This is a genomic window from Roseobacter sp. N2S, from assembly GCF_031454055.1.
In the GTDB taxonomy this organism is placed as follows: domain Bacteria; phylum Pseudomonadota; class Alphaproteobacteria; order Rhodobacterales; family Rhodobacteraceae; genus Amylibacter.
Map to the genome: position 1 here is coordinate 23,787 of NZ_JAVDQB010000004.1, position 13,294 is coordinate 37,080.

General features: G+C 51.7%; 12 protein-coding genes. 4 read left to right on the forward strand and 8 right to left on the reverse strand.

What is annotated here, in order from left to right:
- Positions 1-487 precede the first annotated feature (487 nt).
- The 3 genes from GGE09_RS11340 to GGE09_RS11350 all read left to right on the forward strand — a co-directional run bounded on the left by GGE09_RS11340 (position 488) and on the right by GGE09_RS11350 (position 4,144).
- Positions 488-1,447 carry a hypothetical protein gene (locus GGE09_RS11340; protein ID WP_309746248.1) on the forward strand — a complete coding sequence of 320 codons (960 nt, stop codon included), beginning with the start codon at positions 488-490 and terminating at the stop codon, positions 1,445-1,447.
- Positions 1,448-1,769: 322 nt separating this feature from the next.
- Positions 1,770-2,471, forward strand: coding sequence for a hypothetical protein (locus tag GGE09_RS11345; RefSeq protein WP_309746249.1), 702 nt, complete (start codon positions 1,770-1,772; stop codon positions 2,469-2,471).
- Between the two features lie 716 nt (positions 2,472-3,187).
- Positions 3,188-4,144, forward strand: a complete 957-nt coding sequence (locus GGE09_RS11350) for an HNH endonuclease signature motif containing protein (protein WP_309746250.1) — start codon at positions 3,188-3,190, stop codon at positions 4,142-4,144.
- A gap of 180 nt (positions 4,145-4,324) precedes the next feature.
- Here the strand turns inward: GGE09_RS11350 and GGE09_RS11355 are convergent, their stop codons facing one another.
- Together GGE09_RS11355 and GGE09_RS11360 are read right to left on the reverse strand one after the other, a co-directional pair.
- Positions 4,325-5,125 (reverse strand): OST-HTH/LOTUS domain-containing protein, encoded by an 801-nt coding sequence (locus GGE09_RS11355; protein ID WP_309746251.1) that lies wholly within the window; start codon positions 5,123-5,125, stop codon positions 4,325-4,327.
- Between the two features lie 81 nt (positions 5,126-5,206).
- Positions 5,207-6,294, reverse strand: a protein-coding gene (locus GGE09_RS11360; RefSeq protein WP_309746252.1) for an IS3 family transposase whose coding sequence is annotated in 2 segments (ribosomal slippage) — positions 5,207-6,033 and positions 6,033-6,294 — 1,089 coding nt in all. Because the reading frame shifts where the segments join, the coding sequence is not laid out codon by codon here.
- A gap of 828 nt (positions 6,295-7,122) precedes the next feature.
- Between GGE09_RS11360 and GGE09_RS11365 the strand changes: the two genes are divergently transcribed.
- Entirely contained in the window at positions 7,123-8,124 is a 1,002-nt protein-coding gene (locus GGE09_RS11365; RefSeq protein WP_309746253.1) for an LLM class flavin-dependent oxidoreductase, read from the forward strand.
- A gap of 12 nt (positions 8,125-8,136) precedes the next feature.
- Here the strand turns inward: GGE09_RS11365 and GGE09_RS11370 are convergent, their stop codons facing one another.
- Genes GGE09_RS11370 through GGE09_RS11395 form a run of 6 tightly spaced genes read right to left on the reverse strand, consistent with a single transcriptional unit; the run spans position 8,137 to position 13,272 of the window.
- Positions 8,137-8,637: an OsmC family protein gene (locus GGE09_RS11370; RefSeq protein ID WP_309746254.1), complete on the reverse strand. Its 501-nt coding sequence runs from the start codon at positions 8,635-8,637 to the stop codon at positions 8,137-8,139.
- Positions 8,634-9,662, reverse strand: a complete 1,029-nt coding sequence (locus GGE09_RS11375; protein WP_309746255.1) for an SMP-30/gluconolactonase/LRE family protein — start codon at positions 9,660-9,662, stop codon at positions 8,634-8,636. The genes GGE09_RS11370 and GGE09_RS11375 overlap by 4 nt, the downstream gene beginning before the upstream one ends.
- 3 nt (positions 9,663-9,665) lie before the next feature.
- Positions 9,666-10,595 (reverse strand): fumarylacetoacetate hydrolase family protein, encoded by a 930-nt coding sequence (locus GGE09_RS11380; protein ID WP_309746256.1) that lies wholly within the window; start codon positions 10,593-10,595, stop codon positions 9,666-9,668.
- Between the two features lie 5 nt (positions 10,596-10,600).
- Positions 10,601-11,377, reverse strand: coding sequence for a cyclase family protein (locus tag GGE09_RS11385; RefSeq protein ID WP_309746257.1), 777 nt, complete (start codon positions 11,375-11,377; stop codon positions 10,601-10,603).
- Between the two features lie 15 nt (positions 11,378-11,392).
- Positions 11,393-12,706 carry a TRAP transporter large permease gene (locus GGE09_RS11390; protein ID WP_309746258.1) on the reverse strand — a complete coding sequence of 438 codons (1,314 nt, stop codon included), beginning with the start codon at positions 12,704-12,706 and terminating at the stop codon, positions 11,393-11,395.
- Positions 12,703-13,272 carry a TRAP transporter small permease gene (locus GGE09_RS11395; protein WP_309746259.1) on the reverse strand — a complete coding sequence of 190 codons (570 nt, stop codon included), beginning with the start codon at positions 13,270-13,272 and terminating at the stop codon, positions 12,703-12,705. The genes GGE09_RS11390 and GGE09_RS11395 overlap by 4 nt, the downstream gene beginning before the upstream one ends.
- Positions 13,273-13,294: the final 22 nt, after the last annotated feature.

Here is a 13,294-nt window from a genome sequence, read left to right on the forward strand (position 1 = left end):
ACTCTACACTGCTATGGCGGAAGAGCTCGAGCGTTTAGGTGTGGAGCCGCCAGATGATTTGCCAACGGATCCGCCACGTGAGCACTCTGGCCGGTTTTGAATTCAGTAAGGTTGATCCGAAAGAGCGGTCATCCAACGCATTTTTCTAGAACGGCAGCTAAGCGAAGATGGTGATCTTTGCAAAGTCCCGCGAACGGCCCAAAGCTGACGTCCGCTCTAAACACGTCTAATGGCCGCTCCCAGCCCTAACAAAACCTTTGCTTCAGGCGGCTGGATTAAGCAGTGCGTCGGGCAAGAAGAGTGGTCTCTATCCGCCGGATGTTTTGCGAAGTGCATACCAGTTCATTGAACTGGTATGAAGGCGACACGGATGGTTGTTGACGTATCAATATGCCCACGCATTATGAGAATGAGGAATCATTTGGTGTGTCTAGGTTTGATAGCAAAGTAGGATTATGTTCATTAGAATTGTTAAATAGGACTATTTATGACTGAAACTGAACATTCTGAGCAAACAACGAGTGAGCTCCAAAAGGTAGCCGATGCCAATCAAGGCAGCGAAGGTTCTAGTAGTTTTCGGAGATGCGTCGACTGCATGTCCCAAATTTCTGAAGAGGCAAAAAAGTGCCATGTTTGTCACTCATTTCAGCACAAAGGCCGTCACTTTCTATCTCTGGCCCCAGCCCTGAGCTTATTGGTTGCCATCCTGGCATTGGCACCTACAACGGTGTCCGTAATTGGCAAAGCAATTTCCGAAAAAGAACCACGTTACAGTGTTCTCACTTTTTACGCTGACAATATCGCTGGTCCCAATGGTCATATTCTCAATCCTCTAGATTTTGCGATCAATGCCCAAATTACCAACTTATCTGAAGAAACCCTAATCGTGGACGATTCTTTGTCATGCCAAACACGTAAAGGGGTTTGGAAGGCACCTTCTGAGATATCCAGCTCTGAAGATGGATTGCCAATGGCTTTAGCTGGTGATCGCTCTGGATTTGCACTGTACTTCGAAAACGCTGAAAAGCAGCTGATACCCGCCAAATCAACCCAAACAATTTCATGGCAGGTTACAGACGACCAGTTCGTGGAACTTAATACGTGGAGTACGTGGCAGACGGTGGGGTTAACAAAATTCGCGGCAAGGGATTTGGGCGCATTTTATCAAGCAATTATCAATGAGTTCGAATTATCAAGAAGTAGTGCAGGTGAGCGAGAATTCCCTCGTGGAGCAAATTTTGATGGAGAGAGTTTGGCTTCGTTTTTCCTGAATCTTGACTGTGACATTTCATTGGAAAACTCTTATTCCGAAGTTAGCGAGGAGCTGCATTTGGAGTTTGTAGTCGAATATTCTGGGGATGGTGGAAACTATCCGACTTGGCAGATTGGCAAAAATATTGGTGGTGGTTTTGGTAATGGGCCGGGGGGCAGCAACGGCGATGGCTAGACTTTCGCTGCGCCTTGCATAGAGGACCGCTTTGCGGACGAAGATAGCTTTCGCTGCAAGCGTACCAATGTCCGGTTTGGTGAACCCTTCAACAAACGGTGGTTTTTGGGCGGCTTTCGAAAGCGCAGCCAATGATGGCTACAAGCCCAGATTAACGAATGCCGCGCTGCATACGAAGATCCGCCTACTTGGGGAATGTCTTTTGACACTAGCGAACCAAAAACACTAACATTTGCGCAATGTCAGCCTTTCAAATATCGTTAAGGCATAGTTCGAAAATCGTTAGTTTTTGCGACCACTAATTGTGAGGAGACAAATCCGGATGCTGCATACTTTACATCAAATCTTTACAAAATGGTGGGGCAAGTGTTTGGCTGCTGGCGTCATTTTTTCGGCAGTCATCGCTTTCTTAGCATCGCTGAGTGGCAGCTCGCCTTTGCTTACTAAGCAAGGCTGGAGAGATTTCCGAAGGAAGGACGTAAACTACAATATTGCCTATTCTTCACCATACGATATGCGAGCAGAACATTTCGAAGTAGAAATTACGATTCAGAACGACGGGCGTTCCAAATTGTTTTTACAAAAGAGCTTTGCTTGCGATCTAGATATGCCCGTGTTCCGGGACACAACTCCAAAGTTTGTTGCGTTTGCGTTGACTAGAGAAATTGAGGTGCCCGCTGGGCCAGCAAAGTTCAGAACAAGTTATCAACTATTCAAAGCGCCCATGATTGAGGAGCTTCCAAGCTTCGAGATACCCAGCGACATTGCGGGAGATCTTTTTCCCAATTGGGACAGTGATACGATGCTGGAAAGTGATCAATCCCTTGCTTTTGTAGGTGCCAAATACATTTGTGAATTTATCATCTCTGATGAATCAGATAACTTAGTAACGCACAAAGCATTCGTAAATTTCGAAGGCCTACAGATTGCAGGTGTAGGTGGGAATATATCTATGGCCACTTTTCTAATGAAGATATCTGGAGACAAGATTGAATCTCAGCTCAACTCAATAACTGTAGAATAGCCTAACTAAATCTTTATTGTGAGGGGGCAGATATAGGCCTAGTCTGTATTGACAATTGATCGCCTTAGATTCGTCACTAATCGATCACAAGATTGATACAATTTATTTGGGGGGCAAACATGCCTGCCACGCTGGGTAAGATACATTGCAGACACTGAGTCCTCCGTGCTGAATAGGAGATATGTCTGCAGAGCCACCGTTCACGTGGTCAAATTTCGGCGGAGCATTACCAAAGTCCGCTTTGGGGAAGCCGCATGGCAGAGAACGACGAAACTGTGAAGGACCGCTATGGGCCGTTCGCGTAGGTGGTGTGACCCTTGACACGAAGAGCGGAGAGTTGCCGCGCGCTGCGCCCTGCACCGATGTCCGCTATGCGCAGATAGCGACCTTTGCAAAGTCACGCGAGCGGCCCAAACCGGACTTTGGCCTCGTCTCTCAGCGCTGCATTGCAACTTCTCGAAAGCGGACGTTGAGAATCAGTGCAGCATTTCGAGAGTTACCTTAGCAAAACCTGGCATCACAAATGTCATACCTTGAGATGTCTACTTTGGGCGTGTTAAACAACTACGCGAAAGGGTCAAAAGAACGAGACGCGACGCTTGCATCACCGACAACGTCCCGCATACTGAACCCAACCAGGTGAGCCGAGCTCGTTCTTAGCTTAGGCCGCCATTGATCGCAAAAATCCTGACGACGGACAAAGAGGAGATGGGCGTGTGAAACGCTATTTTTTTAAAGTCGACCCGATCAACGAATGCGTTGGTGCTTTTGGACAGTCTCGCATGACCTCTCGTTGGGAAGGCGGTGAAATTACCTTCAAATCGACAGGACCACGATATGCAATAAAAAAGTCGACGAGGTTAGCACCGCAGATCCAGATCGGTGATGAACTCTGGATTTGGACCCACGAAGAAAAAGGTGGGCAAGGACTGGTTGCCCGTGCGTTAGCAGTAGAAGATGTTGATCCAAGTGACGGTATGCTCAGCATCACGCTTACGGACGTCAGTCTTTTGTCCTCACCTTTTGGGTTTGATAAGTTCAAGAAACGGCCAGACAACGGTCATTTTACCGGGACTCGACTGCTCGATTACAAATCAATCAATCGTGCTACTGGCGCTTATATGATCGAAGAAGACGAGGTTGCCGAGTTCCTTGATATTGTCGAAAAGTTTGGAAGCGGTTTTTCGTCTGACCAAAAAAGTGCAGCTGAGGGGATTGCCTCGTCCTCGACGAAGTTTTCTTGGGCGAATGAAATCAAGACACATAAAGACGAAATTCTTTGCGATCTTACCGAACGCCGCCAAAACTGGCAGAAAGTGCGACCGGTTCAGGGCAAGTTTCGTGAAGATCTTTTTAATCTTTATAATGGCAAGTGTTTACTGACCTCGAGCAAGGTCAAACAAGCATTAGAAGCGGCACACGTCCTGCCACATAATGGCGACCGAGTTCGCGACAGAGCGGACAACGGTATGCTGCTCCGCCGTGATCTTCATACAATGTTCGATGCCATGCTATGGAGCATCGACCCTAAAACTAACAAGGTTCGTCTTGCACGACGCCTCGTTGACGAGTCCTACATTGCGTTAGAGGGAATGGTGATCGATCATCAAGTCGATCCGGATGCCTTGCTATTTCATTTCACGCAGTTTCAGAAGGTAGACAAGAATGCTTGACCAAACTCACACCCACGCTGATATTCATTGAGAAAAGGTCTTTCAGGCCAATCTCTTAGCATAGGACGCAAAAGTAAAACGGCCCTAAGCCGACATTGACCGATTGTAGCATCGCCGCGATGCAGGTTCCCTGAAGCGGACGTGGGATAAAGCATAGCAATTAGGCGACGCCAGCGTAATTTAATGCAACTTCGCGGGACGCTCCTTCTCCCGATAACAGGCAGTGCGCTTTCCATCCATTTCAAAGTACCGAAGTTCTAAAATGTGCGTCTCATGCACGACCTGCCGCCAACTGGCGCATTCATACTTGGCAGGTAGTTGCTCGGGGTACCGCTTGGCTACCCATCTTCCAGCCTCAGGTAGAGATGCCCACCCATCGACAACCAACGCATCGAATGCTTCTCGCAAGGCGCTGACGATGCCCGAGCCATCCCAATTTACTTTTCCATCGGGGGAAATACTGTTGACGACGAAGTCTATGACCTCTTCGGACTGCAGGGCATCAGACATCGCCTGCCGCGTTTTCACAATTGTTTCAGCCCATTGCCGAAGTTGTCCAAAATGTTGGTCAATGAGGGTGTATGCTGAGATCAATGTTTCTTGCGCGCTGCGGCATCCATCCGAGCTCGAAATGTCATGTTGATCGATAAAGTGGTGAACCAGATTGTTCCGCAGACGCACCAATTCTTTCAATTCACTCTCGACCCGGACGAACTCTGCGGCCGGTAAGCCAAGCTTCATCTGCATGGCGAACCAATTGACGTTCTCAGGGGAGTTGGTTTCCGTCTCTTCATTGGGGTCGATTTCACCAGCAACGAAATATGATCCAAGGAGTTCGCCAACCAAGGTGCCAAGCGTCTTAAGGGCTGTGCCGTCAATCTGCGCAGACCGTGCCTCTTCCAACGCATTCATCGGCCCCGAGAGCTTATGATCCACCACCATGGCTTTGATCAGCCGTTCATACTGTTGCAGCCGTAACATGCACCGCCCCAGCAAACGCTGAACGTCTTGCTGAAGTGCCCGGGTAATCCCCCCATTTTTAATGGGGTCCAGCAGTAGAATTCACGCGGCTGCTTTCAGTTTCATGGCCGGTGTCATACCACCGATGCCCATGTTGGGTCGCTCGTTGTTGTAAGTCCAGAGCCATTCAGTCGCCTGGTCTTGTGCCTCCTCAATCGTTTCGAAGATGTATTGTCCCAGCCATTCGCCGCGAACGGTGCGATTATAGCGCTCGATATAGGCGTTTTGCTGAGGCTTGCCAGGCTGGATGTATTCCAGCCGCACATTGTGTTTTTCAGCCCATTCCATAAGCCTTCCACTCACATATTCTGGGCCGTTGTCGACTCGAATTGCCTGAGGTTGTCCGCGCCATTCGATGATCTGGTTTAAGCTTCTGACAACTCTCTCTGCGGGCAGTGAGAAGTCCACTTCAATACATAAGCCTTCACGATTAAAGTCATCCAGCACGTTCAATGTCCTGATCGAACGCCCATCTGCGAGCTGATCAGCCATGAAATCCATCGACCATGTCTCATTGGGCCTGTCAGGCACAGCCAATGGCTCGGGTTTATCCCGCTTCAGCCGTTTCTTGGGTTTGATCCGCAAGTTCAACTCCAACTCGCAATAGATCCGGTAGACCCGTTTGTGGTTCCAGCCATAGCCTTGCACATTGCGCAAATACAGAAAGCACAGGCCAAAGCCCCAGTTGCGTTTATTGGCTGTCAAACGCTCCAGCCAGTCCGAGATCTCTTCGTTCTCGTCGTTCAGCACAGGGCTGTAACGATAGCAGGTCTCGCTGATCTCGAACGCACGGCACGCCAATGCGATACTGACGCCGCGCCTTACGACTGCATTCATGGCCATCTCTCGCCTTTGAGACGGCCTCAGCGCTTTTTTCCAAGCGCTTCCTTCAGCAAGTCGTTTTGCATGCTCATTTCGGCACACATGCGCTTCAGGCGGCGGTTCTCCTCCGCCATATCCTTCATCTCTGAAATCAATGACGCATCCATGCCGCCGAACTTCGACCGCCATTTATAAAAACTTGCGCTGCTCATTCCATGCTCCCGGCAAAGCTCAGAAACCGGAACACCGCCCTCCGCCTGCTTCAACACCGCCATGATCTGCGCGTCGCTGTATCGTCCATTCTTCATCGAAAATCTCCTCAGATATCTTGCCGAGAAAATTCTACTTTTGAACACCACTAATTTTAGGGGGGATTACCGGGGCTGCGAACCAGAAACCGTCTTGTGTCAAATAACGCTATATGGGACCATAAGCGCTGACGTCAGACAGGAAAACAGTGCATATGATTTTGTCCTAAGAACTGTTTGTCAGGTCACTTGGTAAAACAGGTTGTAACCCTTTGGTATAATTCAGAAGGGACAAATTGAACCATTCAATCGTGTCGTCACCTCCAAAGTGAACCCAAGTGTCATCATATGCAGTTCGTACTTCGCTAATCGTGAACAGAAATCGATATCCTTTTTTGAACAACTCCATTGGAGTTTCGCACTCGGATACATCATCATCGTCATAAACATCCTCTGACGAGGTTAAAATATTGTCACTATCCTTCCAACCAAAGGTTGCGGGGGCAAAATGAATGTGTCGAAATCATAAGTTCTTCGTCTATTATAAAATTCAACCCAAGTTACAGTTTCTGTCACTTTATGTTTCTCCTACTGCATCATGCCGCGTCCCCAAATATTATACCCTCCGCGACCATTCAGGTTCAAGGACGGTTGATTTTGTGGAGCTCTGTGTGACGCAGTTGGTAATGCAGACAAGGTGCAATACCTCTTCTCGCAGAGTAGTCTCAGACCCTTTTGACCATTCCAAGATTTCCATCGCTTGCCCCTTCACCGTTCTCACAGCCGCGTTAAGCACGTGTGGTTGGGCTTGTGCTACCCCCGAAACTACGATTGATCTGGGGGCAATCCCCATTCGGGGAAATACAACTCAAGTTTATGAAGGCTGACATGAAACATTTTTCACTTCTTGACCTCTCTCCCGTGCCCGAAGGCCAGACGGCTGGTGATGCGTTGCGTAATACTGTTGATTTGGCGCGGCTGGCTGAAAAGGCCGGCTATCACCGCTATTGGCTGGCGGAACATCACAATATGCCCGGTATTGCCAGCGCGGCGACGGCTGTGGTGATCGGCCACGTGGCGGGAGCGACCTCAACTATGCGCGTTGGGGCAGGGGGTATTATGCTGCCCAATCACGCGCCGTTGATGGTGGCTGAATCCTTTGGCACACTGGCAACGCTTTATCCGGATCGGATTGATCTGGGGCTGGGACGCGCGCCCGGTACGGACATGGCCACAGCACGGGCGCTGCGCCGCCATATGTCGCCCGAGGATACCTTTGTGCAGGATGTGCAGGAATTGATCGGGTATTTCGACGACATGCCTGAAAATGCCCCTGTGCGGGCGATTCCCGGGGTCGGCACCAAGGTTCCTGTCTGGATTTTAGGGTCGAGCCTGTACGGCGCACAACTGGCAGCGATGCTGGGGTTGCCCTATGCCTTTGCCAGCCATTTTGCCCCCGCCATGCTGGACCAAGCGATTGAAATCTACCGTAGTTCTTTCCGCCCCTCGGCTATTTTGTCCAAACCCCATGTGATGGTCGCGGCCGGGGTTTGCGCGGCTGAAACCGATGCGCAGGCCTATTTTCTGCGCTCTTCCCAAATGCTGGCCTTTGCGCGACTGCGCACCGGCAAGCCGGGGAAATTGCCGCTGCCAATAGAGAATGTGGAATCAGAAATCCCCCCCGCAGTGATGGACGGTGTGCAGCATGCGCTGTCTGTTTCCGCTGTGGGCGCGCCTGAAACCATCAAGCCGCAACTGCAAGCCATCCTTGACCGCTACAAACCGGATGAGCTGATTGTCACTGCGATGATACATGATCACAAAGCGCGGCTTGCGTCTTTTGAAATTGCTGCGGATGTGTTGTCAGGGCTGGTCAGCCCTGACGCTTAACGGCGCGCTTCGCTAAACATCAACCCAGCCATCGGGTGTTTTCATCCGGTGGCGAATGGTGTTGGCTTGGCCAAGGGTTTGTTCCAGAAAACAGCCTTTTTTCGCGGCCTCGATCAGGGCGATCACTTTGTCTTGGGGATCATCGCTGTCAATCAATACGTCAATTTCAAACGATTTGGGGCCGGTTTCATAAACGCGGCCTTTCGATTCCCAATCCCAGATCACACGGGTTTCCACGTCGAGATCTTTGATTGTGACCTTCAGTCGTTTCGCAAATGCGCGGATTTGGGTCATGATGCAGCCCGTCAATCCCGCCACAAACAAGGCAAGCGGCGGTGGGGCGGATGCGTCGCCACCGTGAAATGACCCCTCATCCGTGGCCATCAAAAACGGTCCCTCGGCAAAGGGTTGGGTCATATGAACCTCTAGGTCATTGCGCATTTTACCAACCGCGTGGCCGGTGCAGTCGAATTGAACCAGTGCTTTGTCAGGCTGTTGTGCTGTCTCTGTCAATTTTTTGTCCTCTCGTTCCAATGGATCATTGGCAATCCTGCCACGGGTGCGGTGAAATAGGGAATGGTGGTCCCGCGCAGGCTGCCGATGTAAACTTGGCGCAGGTCGGCACCGCCAAAGGTTAGGCTGGCCATCCAGTTGGCAATGTTGCCACCACAGGCCAGTTGCAATTCGGGAGTTACCTTATCTTGCGCAAAAGCCGAAAGCAGCGCCTTGCCTTCGGCCGAGCCTTGGTCGTCATCCAGCAAAATCCGCAAATCCCCGTCTGGCTTTATGGCAAAGATACGATCCGTCATCACATGGGTGCCCCAAAGATTGTCATAGGCATCAAAAGCAATCCCGTCGATAAAGGCGTTGTGGTTTTCTGGTCCGAAGGTTTCACGCCCGCTTAGATCGCCGTTTTCTGCCACCTGAAAACGGGTAATCTTCATGCCGCAAGTCTCGACAGCATATAGAAATTTTTCATTTTCATCAAAGCGGATTTCATTGGTGAAATGCAATCCGTCCGCCATGATCCGCAACCCGTTTTCATCCGCCATAGCAATATAACCGTCGATGATATTGGGGCTACAGGCTTCCATCCAATTGGCAATCGTGGTGGATACTGTCAGCCACAGCCGATCCTTGCTGTCGCGCAGTACAAAGTTCACCTTGCCGATTGGCTTGCCGTTGATGGTGTCATAAAGAACCTCGCTTTCGCCTGTGCGTTTCATCAGTTCCAACCGGTCGGTGCCGAAATTGGAAATCAGAATGTCGCCGTTGCGGGCAAAGGCCAAACCGTTGGGCAGGGTGCCTGTGGTAAAGCGGCTGGCGTCATCTGTGGCGTCAGAGAACCCTGTCGCCGTATCCTGTGCGATCAGGGTTTGGCTGCCATCGGGGCGGATATGAACCACGCCGCCCCGTGCATCGGCGGACCAGAGCGATCCGTCCGGTTCCGCCAGAATACATTCGGGCCGCTGCAAATCCGTGCCGATGGTTTTCAGGCTAGCGGGATCAATTTCAAAGCCGTCAATGGGATTGCCCATAAGTTACGCTCCTTTGACGATCCGGTTGGCCAGAATACCGATTTTTTCGATCTCCAGTTCAAAATGATCCCCGTCGGCCAGACGTTTGCCCAGTTCCAACCCGCAGCCAGTGCCAACCGTACCCGACCCGATAACCTCGCCCGCGTAGATGGTTTCAGAGGCCGAGATATGGGCCAGAATAGCGCCGAAATCATGCTGCATCTGGCTGCTGTTGCCGCCGCCCCAGCGTTCGCCATTGACGCGGGCTTCCATGTTCAGGGCGACAGGATGGGGAACCTCATCCGCGGTCAGAATATAAGGGCCGAGAATGTTGCCTGTGTCAAAATCCTTGCCTTTACAAGGGCCTAACTGCCCCGGCATTTCTGCCATTTGCGCGTCACGGGCCGAAACGTCATTCAGGATGGTATACCCGAAAATATGGTTAATCCCGTCTTCTTTGGTAATGTTCTTGCCCGTTTTGCCCACCACAATGGCCAGTTCCAACTCGATATCCAGATGCTCGGCATAGTTGGGCCACTGCACATCCGTACCATGGCCGATAAAAGACATACGATTGCCTTTGTAATAGATCGGTTGTTGATACCAGACATCAGGCACCTCGTGTGTGCGTCCGGTTGTGGCCTCCATCACTTTGAAACAATTGGTTAAATGGTCTTCGAACACCAGACAGTCACGGTATTGAACAGGCATGATCGGCGGCAGGAAGGTCACATCTGCCTGTGCGATTGTGGCGGATTGCTGGGGGCTGGACACCAGTGCGCGGGCCAGTGCCAATCCGCGTTCCCCCGCATCAATCAGCGTTTGCATCGAGTCAAAGACGGCGCTGTCGTGACCGGCGTTTTTACTGGCCTGTCGCAGGTTTAACAAACGTTCGTCGTGGATCGCGGCCACCAGCAAAGCTGTGCCGTTGTGGTTAACAGTTGCGAGACGCATGGGGATTACTCCGTAAAAATGGCAACGGCACGGGTGAACCCCGCAGAGGCTGCCTTGATTTTGAAAGGGAAGCAGGAAATCTCAAATCCGGTTGGCGGTAGGCTGTCCAGATTGCTGAGCTTTTCCATGTGACAATAGCCGATATCCATGCTGGCGCGGTGGCCCTCCCAGATGATCGACGGGTCTTTGGTTTCGGCGTATAATTTGGCAGTCAGGGCAAAAGGCGCGTCCCAACTCCACGCGTCGGTGCCAGTAACGCGCACGCCCCGTTCGGTCAGATACAGCGTGGCTTCACGACTCATGCCGCAGCCTTTCATCAGGTAATCCGGATTGCCATAAGCTGCACCTGCGGTTGTATTAACAACCACAATATCAAGAGGTTGCAGGTCATGGTTGATGCGCTTCAGTTCCGCTTCCACATCCGCCGCCGTTACCAGATAGCCGTCTTCAAAGTGGCGGAAATCCAGTTTTACACCGGGGTTCATACACCATTCCAGCGGCACCTCGTCGATGGTGATCGCCCGCTCGCCATTGCTCATGGTAGAATGGTGATGATAGGGCGCGTCCAGATGGGTGCCGTTGTGGGTGGCGACGGTCAGGGTTTCCACAGCCCAGCCTTCGCCGCCGGGCAGATCCTCTTTTTTCAGGCCCGGAAAGAAGGACATAACCTGTTCGGCGGTTTGATCGTGGGTCATATAGTCTATCTGTGGCAGCATGATCGGCGGATCGGATGCAATCCCCATTTCCAGCGGGACAGAAAGATCAACAAAACGGCGGGGCATAGTCAGGTTCCTTTATTAAAGTAAAGCGGTGGCAAGCTGCGGGAAGGCGAGCACAAGGCCCAACACCACCAGCATCAGCACCGCAAAGGGCGCGGCACCGTAGAAGATATCGCCAAGGGTGATGCTTGGATCATCCAGCGAGGATTTGATCACAAAGACCGATATGCCAAAGGGCGGTGTTAACAGCCCGATTTCAACGGCGATGATTGTGACGATGCCAAACCAGACCAGATCCACCTGCATCAGAGCCAGAACCGGCAGCATCAAGGGGACCAGGATCAGCATGATGGATGAGCTGTCCAGAATCGTCCCCATCAGGATGACCAGTAGAACATAAGCAAGGATCACCCCCCAATAGCCGATCTCGGCAGTGGCCACAAAGTTGCCAAAACCCGCCGGTACGCCGGACAGGGCCAACATGCGCGAATACATTTGTGCGGCGATGATCAAAAAGGATATGGACGCGGTGATCAGGCCGGTGTCGGTCAGAACCTCCCAGAAGTTCTTCAGGGTCAGGGCGCGGCGTAGCAGGCCGATGATGATGGCCCCCGAGCATCCGATAGCGCCTGCCTCGATCGGGGTGAAAAACCCGCCATAGATGCCGCCCAGTACCAGACCAATCAGGGCGGCGATGGGCAGGCCTTTGACCATGACTTCGCGGCTGGATAGGGCGTCTGTTTCATTGTGGGGCAGGGTGATGCCCTCTCCGATCAGTTTGGGGCGGATCATCGCGACCAGAAAGATGCCTAGGCAGAAGACAAAAGCCAGTAGTAGCCCCGGCAAGACGCCTGCGATGAACAGATCACCGACGGATTGTTCTGTCAGCAGGCCATAAAGGATCAGCAACAGGCTGGGCGGGATCAACATGCCCAGAACCGAAGACCCGGCAACAACGCCTACGGAAAACCGTTTGGAATAGCCGTGGCGGCGCATTTCCGGCACGGCAATACGGGTGAAGACTGCTGCAGAAGCGATTGAAATTCCAGTAATAGCTGCAAAGATTGCATTTGCGCCTACTGTGCCAATGCCAAGCCCGCCGCGCACCCGTCTAAACATGTGGTTGGCCACATCAAAGGCATCGCGCCCCATACCCGTGACCGACACGATAAACCCCATCATGATAAACAGGGGCACCACGCCAAAGAAATAGCTGGAAATGGTTTCTGATGCGGCAAGGGCCAGTAACTTGCCAGCCAGAACGGGCGATCCCTTGATCACCCAGACGCCCACAAAGGACGATAGCATCAGTGCGAAGGGCACCCAGAAGCCCAAGTACACCATAACAACCATCGCCCCAAAAGAGGTAAGGCCGATTTCAAAGGGGCTCATGATGTGGTCCTTTTGGTGGAAAACAGATGAAAGGCGCTGGTGGCTGCATGCAGAACCAATTGCACCAGCAAAGCGACACAGCCGATCAGGATGATCAGTTTGACAGGCCAGATAGGTGCAGTGAAATCGCCGACTGTGCCTTCATATGTGCCCCGCACCCATGCTTTGATGAACAGCGGCTCACTTGCGCTATAAAGCTGCCAGATCAAGGCGATAGCTGCTAAAGTGAATGTGAACTCCAACAAGCTGCGCAGCTTTGGCGCGCGTTTGGCAACGTAATCCAACACGGCATCTGTGCGGGTCAGACGGCCTTGGCGAAAGGCCTGCGCCACTTGTAAAAACACGATGGCCACGATGGACATGGACACGATTTCAGGGACGCCAGACACAGGAGCGTTGAACACCACGCGCCCGATCACATCGGCATTTACCAGCACCATGACGGCCAAAATCAACAGCGTGCCAACTACATTCAGCACCAATGTCATGGCGTCTACGATCTGCCTTAGTCCCAGAAACCAGGGCGGCAGAAAATCCTGCCCTGAATCGGCATTAATATGGGTCATTCTTAAAGGTCCAATCAGCCTG